Annotated in this window: 10 protein-coding genes; 2 read left to right on the plus strand and 8 right to left on the minus strand. The window is 37.2% G+C overall.

Translation table 11 applies throughout. The features are described from left to right. Positions 1–174: 174 nt before the first annotated feature. Positions 175–1248: a PA0069 family radical SAM protein gene (locus JF259_RS04540; protein WP_199113840.1), complete on the plus strand. Its 1074-nt coding sequence runs from the start codon at positions 175–177 to the stop codon at positions 1246–1248. Between the two features lie 193 nt (positions 1249–1441). Here the strand turns inward: JF259_RS04540 and JF259_RS04545 are convergent, their stop codons facing one another. The 8 genes from JF259_RS04545 to JF259_RS04580 all read right to left on the minus strand — a co-directional run bounded on the left by JF259_RS04545 (position 1442) and on the right by JF259_RS04580 (position 12249). Next, positions 1442–3013, minus strand: a complete 1572-nt coding sequence (locus tag JF259_RS04545) for an arylsulfatase (protein WP_199113842.1) — start codon at positions 3011–3013, stop codon at positions 1442–1444. A 57-nt stretch (positions 3014–3070) separates the two neighbouring features. Continuing rightward, a complete protein-coding gene (locus tag JF259_RS04550; protein WP_199113844.1) occupies positions 3071–5035 on the minus strand; it encodes an acetoacetate--CoA ligase in 1965 nt (654 codons plus the stop codon). Positions 5036–5609: 574 nt separating this feature from the next. Beyond that, positions 5610–7289, minus strand: a complete 1680-nt coding sequence (locus tag JF259_RS04555) for an ABC transporter ATP-binding protein (RefSeq protein WP_199113846.1) — start codon at positions 7287–7289, stop codon at positions 5610–5612. Positions 7290–7394: 105 nt separating this feature from the next. After that, positions 7395–8108, minus strand: a complete 714-nt coding sequence (locus JF259_RS04560) for a 3'-5' exonuclease (protein ID WP_199113848.1) — start codon at positions 8106–8108, stop codon at positions 7395–7397. Continuing rightward, positions 8105–9253 carry a serine hydrolase domain-containing protein gene (locus JF259_RS04565; protein ID WP_199113856.1) on the minus strand — a complete coding sequence of 383 codons (1149 nt, stop codon included), beginning with the start codon at positions 9251–9253 and terminating at the stop codon, positions 8105–8107. Before JF259_RS04565 ends, JF259_RS04560 begins: the two co-directional genes overlap by 4 nt. Positions 9254–9320: 67 nt before the next feature. Further along, positions 9321–9794, minus strand: a complete 474-nt coding sequence (locus JF259_RS04570; RefSeq protein WP_199113858.1) for a methylated-DNA--[protein]-cysteine S-methyltransferase — start codon at positions 9792–9794, stop codon at positions 9321–9323. Beyond that, complete coding sequence (locus tag JF259_RS04575; protein ID WP_199113860.1) at positions 9794–10912, minus strand: CNNM domain-containing protein; 1119 nt, start codon at positions 10910–10912, stop codon at positions 9794–9796. Before JF259_RS04575 ends, JF259_RS04570 begins: the two co-directional genes overlap by 1 nt. A 41-nt stretch (positions 10913–10953) precedes the next feature. Further along, a complete protein-coding gene (locus tag JF259_RS04580) occupies positions 10954–12249 on the minus strand; it encodes a serine hydrolase domain-containing protein (RefSeq protein ID WP_233164105.1) in 1296 nt (431 codons plus the stop codon). Positions 12250–12569: 320 nt separating this feature from the next. On the opposite strand from JF259_RS04580, the gene JF259_RS04585 reads away from it, so the two are divergent. Then, positions 12570–15308, plus strand: coding sequence for a beta-galactosidase (locus JF259_RS04585; RefSeq protein WP_199113864.1), 2739 nt, complete (start codon positions 12570–12572; stop codon positions 15306–15308). The last annotated feature ends 14 nt before the right edge of the window (positions 15309–15322 follow it).

A 15322-nucleotide genomic window follows, 5' to 3' on the forward strand; every position in this document is an offset into this window, starting at 1 on the left:
TTCATTAGATAAATAGGTCGAATTATTATTCTAATATACTGAAAATCAATGCTTTAACCTAATATTCAAGCGATTAATTTGCTGATAGTCAATGAATTATATTTTTGTCATGTACTAAAATTAATCATGTAAAATAATAACTAATTTAGGGATGCCATTTTATTTGATAATACAATGAATCCAAAAACCACTATAAAAGGACGTGGAGCACAGATTAATGTGCCCAATCGTTTCTTTGAGTTAAGTCATGAAATACGTGACGATTTTTTGGAGTTTTGTCGTAAAGAAGGAGAGGTAAGCGATAAAAATAAAACACATTATTTGGAAGTCTTTCCAAAAACCATTGTAAATAAATTAACGAGTCCCGATGTTGGCATGTTGTATTCCATGAACCCTTATCAAGGGTGTGAGCATGGATGTGTTTATTGTTATGCGCGTAATAGTCATGAGTTTTGGGGGTATAGTGCTGGTTTGGATTTTGAGCGACGTATTTTGGTAAAAAAAGACGCGCCCGAATTATTGGAAGCCCTATTGCAAAAGAAAAGCTGGCAGGCTCATCCAATAGTTATGTCTGGTAATACAGATTGTTATCAGCCTGCAGAGAATGAATTTGAAATTACAAGAAAGTGTTTAAGTGTTTTTTTAAAGTATAAGCACCCTGTAGCTATCATTACGAAAAACGCTTTGATACTTCGGGATTTGGATATTTTGAAGGCATTGGCTAAAGATAATTTGATTGGTGTTAATGTGTCAATTACTACTCTGTCTGAAGATACACGACGTATTTTGGAGCCGAGAACTGCAACTACAAAAAGGCGCCTTGATACGGTTCGGGAATTAAGCAATAGTGGGATTCCGGTTAATGTAATGTTAGCGCCTATTATCCCTTCAATTAATAGTCATGAAATTTTGCATTTAGCCAAGTTGGCTTCAGATCATGGTGCGTCGTCTATAGCGCATACAATAGTACGGTTAAACGGAGCTATTGGGTCACTTTTTACGGATTGGATTAAAAAAACCATGCCAGATAGAGCAGAAAAGGTTTTACACCAGATAGAGAGTTGTCATGGTGGTCATTTAAATGATAGCCGTTATGGAGCAAGGATGCATGGAGAAGGACAGATAGCCAAGCAAATACATGACTTGGTAAGGTTGGCAAAAAGGAAATATTTTAAAGATAAGGGGATGCCAAAGTTGAATACAGAATTATACAAACAATATAAAAACGGTCAGTTAGAATTGTTTTAAAGAAGTGAGTTAATTCGATTTGCCTTTTCTGCTAAATTAGCTTGGGTTCGACTCGAAATTTGTTGTTTTAAATATAATGTTGCCTAAACAGTTCATAAAGTTAACTGATAATGGTAGTGCATCACATTGAATTTATTTTCAGGATCTCAATATTTTTTGTGTTAAGAGATTCTGAAAAAAGGATTAAAAATCATTATAGTTTTACATACTTCTTATTATTAAAAAGGCCATTAATTAAGCTGTTGTCACATGCTTCAAGAAGTTTGGTTTTAAGTATTTCAAGCTTTTCAGGGTATGAGTTTGCTAGATTGTTTTCTTCGCGATAATCATCAGGCAGATAATAGAGTGCAAAAACATCCTTTTTTAGGTAAGTTCTAATTTTCCAGCCATCGTTGGTAATAAGGGTAGGTCCTTCAAATGAAGAGTAAACAACAAATTCGTGCTCGGATATTGGATGTGCACTATTCAGTTCACTATAAAAGGATTTGCCATCGGAAGCAAGGGGTTTTGTGAATCCTGTAATATCGGCTAAGGTAGCTAGGATATCGTAATTGGCTGTTAGGCGCTGTGATACTGTCCCGCCTTTTATTCTTTTTGGCCACCTGATGATTAATGGCACTTCTATGCCGCCTTGTAAGTTGCTGCGCTTCATACCTGCTCTGCCATCATTGCCATTAAAAACATCACCTGCCAGTTCACTGTAATATTTGTGTTCTAGATTATCAAAAAAGTCTTTGGTTGTCATATTTGTATAGGGCTTATGCACACGGCCTTCTAGAGCGTAATAGATTTCATGACCGTTATCGGAAGTAAATATAACAATGGTATTGTCGTCAATGTCAAGTGCTTTTAAATGTTGCATAATTTGTCCTACATTATCATCCAGTAAGGTAACCATAGAGGCATATTCTTTTTCTATTTGTGTTAACCGATCGTCATTTTCAAAGGCTGGGTTTACCTTTGGAATGGATACAGGGCCATGCGGTAATTGTGTTGGAAAGTATAAGAAGAAGGGCTGATCCTTATGTGCGGAGATGAAGTCCAGTGCTTTTTCCATAAACAAGGTCTGTGAGTAAATCCCTTTGCCCGTCATATCCCAGCGTTGTTTGTAGGAAGCCGACGTTTCAGGTTCATGGGACTTCCCGCAATCTGCAAGCGTATTACCTTCAATGTGAATGGTTTTTCCGTTTTCAAAAAGAAAAGGCGGATAGAATCCATGGGCACGCACATGGTCTAAATACCCATAATAGTAATCCCAACCATGGCGTTTCATTTGTTGGTCCGTAGCTGCAAAACCCCACTCCAGTTTGCCTATTTGTCCTGTAATATATCCAGCTTCCTTGGCTACTTGTCCTAGAAATATTTGGTTATCGGAAATTGGGGATAGCGTATTGTTTATTGTTGTTTGAATGGAATCGAAAGTCATTCGTCGATTGCTAATATTTTTATAGATTCCAGCTGGCGTGATTTCGAATGCTTCTTCGTGGCAATCGTGCTTTCCTGAAATGAGAGAAGCCCGTGATGGTGCACAGAGCATACCAGCGTAAGCATTTTCAAAGCGTAAGCCTTCTGTGGCCAATTTATCGATATTTGGTGTTTTGATTATGTCTTGACCTTCATGGCTAAGGAGGCCTTTCCCTAAATCATCAGCATATATTATAATAATATTGGGTTTGTTGGAATCCTTATCAGATTTGCAATTGTAGTTAAAAACAAAACAGATAAAGATTAATAAAAAGGTGGTTGTTTTTAGTAGTGATTTCATAAGGTGAATTAAAATAATACAGTATTCTGCTATGTTTTAAAGGTAATTTCAAGAATTTTAAATTTGTTTCGCAAACTGTAAAAAGAAATCGATTGATTCTGGATTTTTCATAGAATCAATGTTAATGGATTTTTCTATCGGCATTTTTAGTAAGATTTTTTTAACCGGGGCTTCCATTTTTTTCCCGCTTATGGTATAAGGTATGTCTGTAACCTCAATGATCTCGTCTGGTACATGTCTGGGCGAATATTCTTTTTTAAGAAGCCCGTTTATTTGGTTTTTTACAGTATCGGTTAACTTATAAGTGGGTTTCATTTTTACAAATAGTGGCATATAATGGTTGCCGCCTTCTAGTTCAAGATTAACAATAAGGGAATCTTCAATAGTGTCAATTTTGTTGATACTTCTATAGATTTCACTCGTGCCTATTCTAATACCGTGACGGTTTAATGTTGCGTCCGATCGGCCATAGATAACCAGGCCGTTTGTTTTTGAATTGATCTTTATGAAATCACCATGCCGCCATTTGCCCGGAAAATGTTCAAAGTAGCTCGCTTTATAGCGTTCTTTATTAGGGTCGTTCCAAAAATAAATAGGCATGGATGGCATTGGTTTGTCAATGACCATTTCACCGAGATCGTCCACTACCGGTTGCCCATCATCGTTGTAGGCATAAAGCGACACGCCCAAGGCTCTACACTGTATTTCACTAGGGTAAACTGCGTAAAAAGGAGTGCCGCCAACAAAGGCTGTACAAACATCGGTACCGCCTGCCATAGAACAGAGCCATACATCAGATTTAATATTTTTATAGACATATTCAAATGCTTCGTATGGTAAAGGCGCCCCAGTAGAGCTAATTGAACGTATGGAGGACAAGTTACAGTTATTTTTTGGTGCAATCTTATTTTTCATACTGGCTACTAAAAATGGTGCACTGGTGCCAAAATGATTAATTTTAACGTTTTCTGAAAATGCCCATAGCTTGTAAAAATCAGGATAGGTTGGCGATCCGTCGTATAAAACAATAGTTGCTCCCATTAATAAAGCAGATTGTAAAAAATTCCACATCATCCATCCTGTGGTGGTATACCAAAAATAGTGTTCTCCTTTATGTACATCATTGTGGAAAGCCATATACTTAAGGTGTTCCAATAAAATGCCACCATGGGAGTGCACAATGGCTTTGGGTAAACCGGTTGTTCCCGAAGAGTATAGCACCCAGATAGGGTGATTAAAGTCTACCGGTTCGAAAACCAATTCGCCACCATCAGTTTTAAATATAGTATGAATGTCTATAAAGTCTTTTGGGAAACCTGATACATCCTCTTTTTTTAAATAAGGAAGCACAATAACCTTTTCTAAAGTAGGTAAAGCACTGGCAATGTTATTCGCAACAGTTGTTTTGTCGTGTGGTTTACCGTTATAAAAATAGCCATCAACTGTTATAAAAACTTTAGGTTTAATTTGGGCAAACCTGTCTATAACACTTTCGGTTCCAAAATCGGGTGAGGTACTCGACCAGATAGCTCCAATGGCGTTAACAGCCAGAAACGAAATGGTGGCCTCTGGAACATTAGGTAAAAAAGCAACAACACAGTCGCCTTTAGTGACACCTATCGATTTTAAGTAAGTAGCCATAGATGCTACTTTTTTCTTTAAATCCTTCCAAGATAATTCTGAATAATCACCTTGCTCATTCCCAAAAATAATTGCCGATTGCTCAAGTTGGGCATGTCTAAAAATGTGTTCTGAATAATTTAATCGGGCGCCATCAAACCATTTAAAATCTGGCATAGTAGTCGTTTCTAAAACAGACTTGTATGGACTGTGGGCAATAATGTTAAAATAATCCCAAAGACTTTCCCAAAAATCTCCAATATTATCAACAGACCACTGCCATATTTCTTCGTAGGAATTAAAATATATGTTGCGATTATCTGCCAACCAGTTTCGATATTTAAATAGATGGCTCTTTTCTTTAAAGGGCGTTGAGCCTTCCCATAGTTTATTGTCTGACATTTTATAAAATTGGTCTTAATACATGACAAAAAATGAAATTTCTATTATTGAATTCGTTCAAAACACTTCAATGTTTTAACTAAACACATGGTTGCTCTGCCTCTTCGAGCGCAGTCGAGAGGTTTTTATCAATATAATCAATAATAAAGAGGTCTCGACCTGACATTGAAAAGCATTTGAAAAGTTTTTGTCATGTACTAAAAAAATTGGTGTTAAATATAAGCAATCTTCAATCAAAAGCGTATTGGTTTTGAATAATGAAAGAAAAAGTAAAGGCATTAATTGGTTGTGTAAATGATTATATAAATGGGGTAAATGTTAAAAAAATATGCATTTTGTCGATTTAATATGTTTTTAATCTGATATCCCAAGAAAATGTTTCATATTTACAATCCCCAAAGAAACCTAATAATTATAGATTTCCCCAAATCTACCATAAATTTAAAGGCTTATGAATTTTGCAGCAAATCTACCTGAACAACCTACAAATGAAGACAGCAAATTCAAAGAAACATTGCGTGAGCAGATCCAGTTTTTTAAGGGGTTGCTGTATTTGACAAAAAAAGTATTCTCCTTATAATCCTTTTGGAATAGCGTTTATTAATTTTTTGGTATAGGCTTTTTTAGGTGTGTTGTAAATGGTGTCAGCATCATCTAGTTCTTCAATTTGTCCCTTATTCATTACCAGTAGTTGATCGGACATGTATTTTACAACGGCTAGGTCATGTGAAATAAAAATATAAGTAAATCCGAAACTTTCCTTAAGTTCGTTAAGTAAATTTAGTACTTGTGCCTGAACCGAGATGTCAAGTGCAGAAACCGATTCATCGCAAACAACAAGTTTTGGTTGTAAGGCGATGGTTCTTGCTATACCGATGCGTTGTCTTTGCCCACCGGAGAATTCGTGTGGGTATCTATTAAAATAAGCTTCAGACAGACCCACCCGATCTAATATATCGATGACCTTATCTTTGCGCTCCTTATCTGAATTAAACAGTTTGTGCACTTTCATAGGTTCCATAATGGCTTCGCCAACCGGGATTCTTGGGTTCAGGGATGCGTAAGGATCCTGAAAAATGATCTGGATATCTTTTCGAAGTACTTTTACTGCCGAATTAGACAGTTTGGTAATATCGGTGCCTTTATATAAAATTTGTCCCGATGTAGCTTTGTCTAATTGAAGAATGGCATTACCCAAAGTGGATTTCCCGCAACCGGATTCACCAACTAGTCCCAGCGTTTCTCCTTCGTATACCTTAAAACTAACATTATTAACGGCTTTAAAGGATTTCGGTTTTGTAAACCACCCGGATTTGGAGAAGTATTCCTTTTCAACATTAATGATTTCCAATAACGGTTGCTGGTTGTATAGGGCTTTGTGTCTCTCTTTTCGATCTTCAGGGCTTACAATATCATGTTGTGTTGTATTGTTTAGGTAATCTTGAATTGTAGGCAGTACTTTTAAACGTGTTTTTAATGAAGGCCGTGAGTTTATAAGCGCTTTTGTATAATTATGCTGAGGTGTTTTAAAAATACTACTTACATTGCCTTGTTCTACAATCTTACCTTTATACATGACCAAAACACGATTGGCTATTTCAGAAATTAATGCCAGATCGTGGGTGATAAAAATGATGCTCATTTTGGTTTGCTCCTGTAAACTTTTAAGAAGTGTAATAATGTCTTTTTGTACAGTAACATCTAAGGCAGTTGTTGGTTCATCTGCAATTAATATATCGGGTTTGCAGGCAATGGCCATGGCAATCATAACCCGCTGTTTTTGACCACCCGATATTTCATGTGGGTAGGCGTTATAAATACGTTTTGGTTCGGGAAGTTTTACCTGTTCGAAAAGGGTTATGGTTTCGTTTTTTGCTTGTTCTTGTGTTAGCTGCGTATGTTGTAATAAAATTTCAATGACTTGTTTCCCGCATGTCATAGACGGATTTAAAGAACTCATGGGTTCTTGAAATATCATCGCAATTTTCTTGCCGCGTATTTGTTGAAGGTTTTTTGGGGAAAGTGTGGTTAAATCTGTTTCGTTATATATAATGCTACCGGATGTTATGCTTGATATTTTCTTTGGAAGTAGGTTTAAAATGGCCAAAGAAGAAACCGATTTTCCCGATCCAGATTCACCAACAATACCCAGTATTTCATTTTTATTGAGGTGGTACGAAATAGTGTGAATTACTTCATTATTCCCAAAAGAAATAGAAAGGTCTTTAATGCTTAAAATAGGGTTTGATTTCATGGTCATGGCTTTGTTCCCAACTCTAATTGAACAGAAAAAATACACAAATAATCACTTCTCTTTGTCAGTTTTGACAATGATTTCATTAGGGTAAAAAATGAATGTTTATATATGTTTAATTTCATCATCTGTTAAGAGATCATCTCCTCTAAGGCGTAATAATATTTGCGCCACGGCAATTGTATCTTTTTCACAATATACAATAATACGGTCTATATCATTTTCTTCGTAGTAAACTCGGTAGACTTCGCTTCCGTCTATGTCGTCTTTAGGGGACGGTACACCCAAAACATTGGTAAGCAATTTTAGGGAGGTGTAGGCTTTGTAGTCGCCAAACTTCCAGAGCTCCAGGGTGTCCAAATGTGGCACTTCCCAAGGTTTTTTTCCAAATAAGTTAAGTTTATAGGGTAATTCGATGTTGTTAATTATCATACGTCGGGCAATATATGGAAAGTCGAATTCTTTTCCATTATGCGCACAGAGTAAATGTTTTGTTTGACTAAAATGTGAGATCAGTAAATTTTTAAAGTCGTTTAGAAGGTGTTTTTCATCGCCATGAAATGATGTTACCCGAAACGTTCTTTCTTCACCTTGAAAGCTAAAATAACCAACTGATATACAAACGATCTTACCAAATTCGGCCCAAATACCAGCGCGATCGTAAAAGTCCTCAGGGGTAAACTCATCTTTACGCTGGTATTGTGTTTTCTGTTCCCAAAGCGTTTGCTTTGTTGTATCTAAATCAGAGAAATGTTGTGTTTCTGGAACGGTTTCAATGTCCAGAAAGAGTATGTTTTCTAAGTTAAGTTTGCGGATCATTGATCTAACATTTTATAAGCTTCTTCAATATAGATATCAATATCAGTGGTAAAGTCGCCTACTTGATCGGGAGACTTTTTATGGCCTAAGCGTACAATAATAACATTATCTTCGGGCTGCACCATAACGTATTGCCCTAGGTGGCCTCGCATCATGAAAAAATGTTTGCCTATAACATTTTTCATCCACCACCCATAGCCGTATTGTGGGCTTTCTTTAAAGCGCGGTGTTATACTTTTAGCAACAAAAGCGGAGTCCAATAGTTGTTTGCCGTTCCATTTCCCGTGATCCTTATACAGTTTTCCAAAACGCGCAAAGTCCTTAGCATTACTGGCTATACAGCAATAAGCCTTAACCAGATCGTGTTGTTTGCTGTCTACTTGCCAAATGGTTGGGTTTTCACAACCCAAAGGCTTCCAAAAACTTTCTTCAAGATAGTCGTACATTTTTTTGCCAGTCGCTTTTTCGATAACCATGGCTAGCATTTGGGTGTCTCCACTAGCATATTTAAAAGCTTTCCCTGGTTCGTTAACCACTTTTAATCCAAGTACTACTTTGGCTAGATCATCGTCAAAATAAGCACGGGTCGTTATAGAAAGCGGTGAATAATAAGCTTCATCCCAGTTGGTTCCAGAAGCCATGCTAGACAAGTCTCCCACAGTCATTTTTGCAGCTAAGCCTTCACTAAATTCTGGCAAAAAATCACTTACAGGCTGATCTAAACTTTTAATGTAACCATCCATAATGGCTTTACCCATTAAACCAGATACATAGCTTTTAGCCATGGAAAAGGAATTAGATTGAGAGTCTTCGTTATAGCCGTCGTAGTAAGCTTCAAACCAAATACTATCATTTTTTATAATCACATAAGCGATGGTTCCCCATGCGGCATTTACCTGGTTTAGTTTTTTTGTTGTAGCTGCAGTGTTATAGTCCTTGTGATTTGGCCAGGGTAGGGGTGTGCCCGCCTCAATAACTTGATTGTCAAATTCTTTGTAATCTTCCAGATATGCTGTTGTGTGACCTTTAAGGTAAATGGTTCTAACGGCTTTTAGCAGGTAATCGGTGTCTGTAGCATATAAGGTAATAATTAACAGTCCGAAAAGAATTAAAAACCATTTAAGGAGTTTGCGGAGAAATTTCATTTGGAGTACGTTTTACGAAAACTAAATATAGCAATTCTAATGGAGATGTCCGTTTTTAAGTGTTAAACTAAAATAAACTTTGTTGTTTATAGGGGCTTTCGTGCTCAAGTAACCATTGTTTGCGGTGTAGGCCGCCGGCATAACCTGTTAAACTGCCATCGCTTCCAATAACGCGGTGGCAAGGCACAACGATCCACAGTGGGTTTTTGCCATTGGCACTTGCTACCGCCCTGATGGCTTTAGCATCACCCATTTTTTTGGAAAGTTCCAGATATGTTATCGTCTTGCCATATGGGATTTTAAGCAGTTCTTCCCAAACTTGTTTTTGAAAGGGTGTGCCAGATGGATTCAATTTTAAAGTGAATATCTTTCTTGAGCCCTCAAAATACTCTTTGAGTTGGTAGTCACAATCCTGAAGTACTTCGGGGATAATATTGGTTATGGTTTCTTCAGAATTAAGTACCGTTATGGAAGTAATACCATTAATGTCTCCGCTAATCTTTGTATAGCCTATAGGTGATTTAATGATACACGATTCCATTAGTCCGTGGGGTCTTTATCTTCAAAAATCCCTAGCTTTTTAGCTCTGGCTTCCCAGCTTTTTCGTGCTAGAAGCTGAAGATCTGAAATGGTATCGCTTTCATCCATGATTTCCAGACCAAGTAAAGTCTCAATAACATCTTCCATGGTAACAATACCACTTATAGAGCCGTATTCATCAACAACTAAAGCCATGTGGTTTTTGCTTTCAATAAGTTTTTCAAAAAGAATAGGAATAGGGATGTTTCTGTGTACAACAATAATATCTCGCTTAATATCGGATAGCTTTTTTGAACCATTATTAAGAGCCATTTCTTTAAAGACATCATCTTTTAAAACGAGTCCTTTAATGTTATCCGGTTCGTCCATATAAACAGGAATTCTGGAAAACCTGAGGTTTAAGTTTTTATTGAAGAACGCTTCAACAGTAGTCGTTTCGTCTTCGGTTTTCATAACGGTCCTGGGGGTCATGATGTCTTTGGCAAACACCTCTTTAAATGTTAACAGATTTTTTATAACCTTGCTTTCATTTTCCTGAAAAACACCCTCTTCTTGAGCTAAATCGGTCATTGCCATAAAACTTTCTCTATTTAATACGCTACCATGACCAGAGCCACCAATAAGTTTTGTGGTGAGTTGTAATAACCATAATGCGCCTGTATATTTTAAAGGAAAAATTAAAATATCGAGTGCTTTTGCTGTAAAGTTTGCTAGCTGTTTCCAGTAAGTGGCGCCAATGGTTTTTGGTATTATTTCAGAAGCTACTAATATTAGAACGGTCATTATGGTCGAGACGATTCCTACCATAACGTCTTCTGTAAACTGTATTCCGAAAATTTGTTGGGTTTTGGTTCCGTAAAGGTCTGTATAAGCCACTTTTGCCTGTACACCAACTAAAATAGCTCCAACAGTATGTGCAATGGTGTTTAGGGTAAGAATAGCGATTAATGGTCTATCTACATCTTTTTTTAAATGTTCAAGGTGTATAGCATAACCTTTGCCTTCTTTCTTTTTTAAGTTAATAAAAGTGGGTGTAACACTTAATAGAACAGCCTCTAGAATGGAACATAAAAATGAAAAAAAAATAGAAATTAAAGCGTAGAAAACGAGTAGACCCATAGTTTGTTTTAAAACACTAAAAGTACTAAATTATTTATGAATTAGCCTTTTGTTTTTTGCGTCATATAAAATACTTGTTGTAATGCTGGTCGAATGTTTAGATTATAAATATTCCTGTGGGTTCTGGATGGGTACACACGGTTAGAAAGGAAAATAAACACCAGTTCGTTTTGAGGGTCGGCCCAAACAAAAGTACCGGTAAAACCTGCATGCCCAAAGCTGTCGGGGCTTACTTGTGGGGCAGGGTAAGCCTTTTTTAAATTGAGGGTGTCATTACCTAAAAGAGGTTTGTCGAAACCAAGTCCGCGGCGGTTCTCGTTTTCTGGGTATTGTACTTTAATAAACATATTGACCGTTTCTTTTTTGAAATAGTGTTTCCCAGCGTATTCACCTTTTTGCATATACATTTGCATGAAAGTAGCAAGGTCTTTAGCTGTAGAGAACAGTCCCGCATTACCCGAGATACCACCAAAAAGGGCGGCATTTTCGTCATGGACCCAGGCTTTAGTGAGTTGTTTTCTAAATATTGAGTCCATTTCTGTTGGAACAATATTGTTTTTAAAGTCTTTTTTAGCTGGTAAGTATCCTAAAGTGTGGCATCCCAATGGAGTGTAAAAATGTGATTGAAGATAAGTAACATAATAGGTTCCTGTAATATCCTCAATAAGTTGCGGATAGATTAATGAGGCCAATCCCGAATACAGGTATTCCTTTTTGTCATTAACTTTTGAACGTGTGATCATTCGGTAAGCCTTTTTCTTAAAACGGTGGTTTATAAAGATGCCCGGATAAGCTTCATAGGGAAAGCGTTTTGATATATGGTTTCTCGCAAAGCGTTTTTTTAAATGATCCTTTCGAAGCACTTCTTTTAAGAAAATAATATAGGGCTGTAAACCAGATTGATGGGCTAATAGTTCTCTAAGTGTAATGTCTTTTTTGTCTTTTCTATGCCTCCAGGGTTTCCAATAGGTGCTAAAAGGGACATCTAAATCGAGTTTGCCTTCTTCATAAAGCTTCATTAAGGCTGGTAAAGGACCAATTATTTTGGTAACAGAGGCTAGATCGTAAACATCGTCCAGACTTACTTTTTGAATACTGTCGTAAGTGTGATAGCCATAAGCTTGATGGAAGATAATATTGCCCTGCTTAGCCACTAATAATTGTGCCCCCGGAAAAGCTTGTTGTTGTATGCCCTGCGCCATAATGGAATCAACCTTGGTTTGGATATAGTTAGTATCCAATCCAACAGACTCAGGTGTTGCATATTGTAATTGGGCATTAATGCATAGGCTGTTTATAAGGATATATAAAAAAGTAATAAAGTGCTTTTTGGGCATGATTACATGGTTAAAGATCATGTAATTTAGTGAATTAATTGATTAATACGTTCTTGCTTCTGCACAACTCTTTTTTTAATGCTCGCATCTCTATGTTTAATTTTTTTGGTTAAGATGGTAGTCGATAAAATCGAACAGCTTGGATTTTCATTCGTTTTATATATATTTGCTCAAACGATTGAATGATTGTTGCGATGCCGTGAAATGATCCATGAATATGGTGTATTTGTCCATAGTTTAGAGTCATTATTAACATTAAATTTGGATGTGACCTTTTTATACTTCGCATAGATAAAACAAGTTACAAGAAACTAATGTGTGTGAAAAAAGAGTATTACAGTTTAAAGTGGGTTTTATTAATATCAATTTTCAATAGCGTATCACTATTGTTTTCCCAAGACTATCAAATTGATTTAAGCCAGGTGGAATACCCCAGCCTTATCGAGGATTTCAATATGGGGCATCCAGGTAGGACGGGAGAAGAAATTAAGGTTAATAGCTTGTACTTGACCAAGGGAGGTGAGCCAATGCTCCCGGTAATGGGAGAGTTCCATTTTAGTCGTTACGATCACCGATACTGGAAAGAAACCTTACTTAAAATGAAGGCATCGGGCGTAAACATTGTAAGCACGTATTTACTTTGGATTTACCATGAAGAAATAGAAGGGCAATTAGATTGGACTGGTAATAATAATATTAGAGCTTTTGTAGAACTATGCCAAGAGGTAGGGCTTTTGGTGCATTTACGTATAGGGCCTTACTGTAATGCCGAGTGTCGCAATGGGGGACTCCCCGATTGGCTGATGAAAAAGACCCACATTCGAAAACGTTATAACGATCCACTTTATTTGGCCTATTCCCAAAATTGGTATAAGGCTATTTACAAGCAAGTAGAAGGTTTGTTGTATAAAGATGGTGGTCCCATTATGGGCGTTCAATTGGAAAATGAATATGTAACCAAAGGCCATGTGGTGCCACACTTAATGGCCTTAAAGAAAATGGCTGTTGAAGTAGGGTTCGATACGCCCCTTTATTCGATGACCCATTGGATGGCTTCCGATTATCCAAAAAAAGATGTTATACCCTATGCAGGTTACTATATTGAAACGCCCTGGACCAGAGGTTACGATGAGTTGCCTGTAGGCAATTTTGAGTTTTTCTCATACAATCGCTTATCAGATAATATTGGTACCGACTTAATAACAATTGAAGGCGGTGTACAGTCCTTAAATTCTAAAGAAGTTGAATCGCCTTATTTTACCTGCGAAGTGGGACTGGGAACGCCTAGTTTCTACCATAGACGCCCTGTAGTCCCCGAAGAAATGGCGGGTGAGAACATTAACCTTAGGTTGGGGTGCGGGGTAAACTTGATGGGGTATTATATGTACAGCGGTGGTAGCCATAAAATAGGTGAACTAACAACTTTGGAGTCATCTACCAGTAGGGTCTCATACGATTACCAGGCACCATTAAAAGAGTTTGGTACTTTAGGGGCGGTCATGAACGAGACAAAAAAGTACAATTATTTTATGAACGATTTTGGCTCCGATTTAGCACCTATGGTAGCCTATTTGCCAACATCGAATAATAATACAGATAATTTACAATGGGCTGTACGCTCAAAAAATGGACAAGGCTTTTTGTTTTGCTCAAACTATTTGTACAAAAAAAAGCGAAAGGCTTATAAAGATGTTCAGTTTCAAGTTAAATTAAATAACGAAACATTACAAATACCACGTAAACCAATAACCATTCAAGATGGCGCCTATTTTTTATGGCCGTTCAACATGGCTTTGGGTGACGTGCAATTAAAGTATGCGACAGCTCAACCCATATGCAAACTAAACGACAAGAAAACCAACCTCTGGGTGTTTTTTGAAGACGACGCCATACCTGCCGAATACGTCTTTAACAAAGCACTGGTTAAAAAAGTGACTTGTACCAATGGAATGGTTAAGGAAGAAAAACACGGGTATTTTGTGTCACAACTTAAGCCGGGCACAAATTGTGTTATTGAAGTTGAGCAAACAGATGGTACAATACTAAAGATATTAACATTAACAGGGGCGCAGTCTGATGCCATATGGAAGCTAAAGGCGAAAGGTCAAGATTATCTGGTACTTAGTGAATCGGGTGTTTTTTTAGAAAATAATACGATAACCACATTTTCTGAAAGTAACGAAACCCAATTGTTGGTGTTTCCCAATTTGCAAAAAGCCACTAATAAAGATGGGATATTCTCGGAGTTCAAATTAAGAGAAGCTGTTAAAGAACAGCCAGTAGCCTTGGTTAAGTACCGTCCTATGGAACAAGCCCATTGGGTTCGGGCAAAAAGTGCAGGAGGGAAAAGTGTAATACGTAAAAGTGTGGGGCATACTGCGATGTCCAAAGTTAAAATGACTACTATACGTTGTGCCGGTTCGGCAGGGTTTACCCTTTTGTTAAACGGAACACCTTTGGAACTGGTACAAAATGGAAATTATTTTAATGTGCCCTTACCTAAAGAACAATGGCAGGAACATAATACCATTCAAATTGAATCGGTAACTTCCGGTTTACAATTTATAGGAGAAATCGAAATTTTGCTCGAAAACGGAAGTCGCTTAACATGGCAAACTGATAACACTTGGGAAAGCGGCACGGACAAAATACAACCTGTTGAGGTTTTAGGAAAACAGGGTACAGGTAATTTGCCTCAATTTGCCTGGAAGAAAGAAGATCGGTTGGCATATTATGAAGTAAAGCTTTTAAAACCCCTTAAAGAAGATGGGGCAGCACAGCGATTGTATATCTCGTTTGTGGGCGATCGGGCTGATGCCTTCTTGGGCGAAACACTTTTTAGTGATTATTTGTTCGATGGAACACCTTGGATTATAGGCTTGGATCGCTTTATAGATGGATTACAGGGGAACCCTATTGTCCTTAGGGTGGAAGCGTTCAATACCAATAAGCCAGAAATCTATTTTGAGAAAAATGTCGATACTTCCGAGATAGATACGGCACAAATAAAAAACATCGAGATAAAACCTGAATATCGTTTTTATGTTAACTTGGATTAGCATTCGCTTTATTA

The sequence above is a fragment of the Snuella sedimenti genome, assembly GCF_016428595.1.
Classification (GTDB): Bacteria; Bacteroidota; Bacteroidia; order Flavobacteriales; family Flavobacteriaceae; genus Snuella; species Snuella sedimenti.

Coding starts and splice junctions, on each gene's coding strand:
- JF259_RS04580 (WP_233164105.1), bottom strand. CDS start 12,249: ATGCCCAAAAAGCACTTTATTACTTTTTTATATATCCTTATAAACAGC.
- JF259_RS04550 (WP_199113844.1), bottom strand. CDS start 5,035: ATGTCAGACAATAAACTATGGGAAGGCTCAACGCCCTTTAAAGAAAAG.
- JF259_RS04545 (WP_199113842.1), bottom strand. CDS start 3,013: ATGAAATCACTACTAAAAACAACCACCTTTTTATTAATCTTTATCTGT.
- JF259_RS04575 (WP_199113860.1), bottom strand. CDS start 10,912: ATGGGTCTACTCGTTTTCTACGCTTTAATTTCTATTTTTTTTTCATTT.
- JF259_RS04565 (WP_199113856.1), bottom strand. CDS start 9,253: ATGAAATTTCTCCGCAAACTCCTTAAATGGTTTTTAATTCTTTTCGGA.
- JF259_RS04560 (WP_199113848.1), bottom strand. CDS start 8,108: ATGATCCGCAAACTTAACTTAGAAAACATACTCTTTCTGGACATTGAA.
- JF259_RS04540 (WP_199113840.1), top strand. CDS start 175: ATGAATCCAAAAACCACTATAAAAGGACGTGGAGCACAGATTAATGTG.
- JF259_RS04555 (WP_199113846.1), bottom strand. CDS start 7,289: ATGAAATCAAACCCTATTTTAAGCATTAAAGACCTTTCTATTTCTTTT.
- JF259_RS04570 (WP_199113858.1), bottom strand. CDS start 9,794: ATGGAATCGTGTATCATTAAATCACCTATAGGCTATACAAAGATTAGC.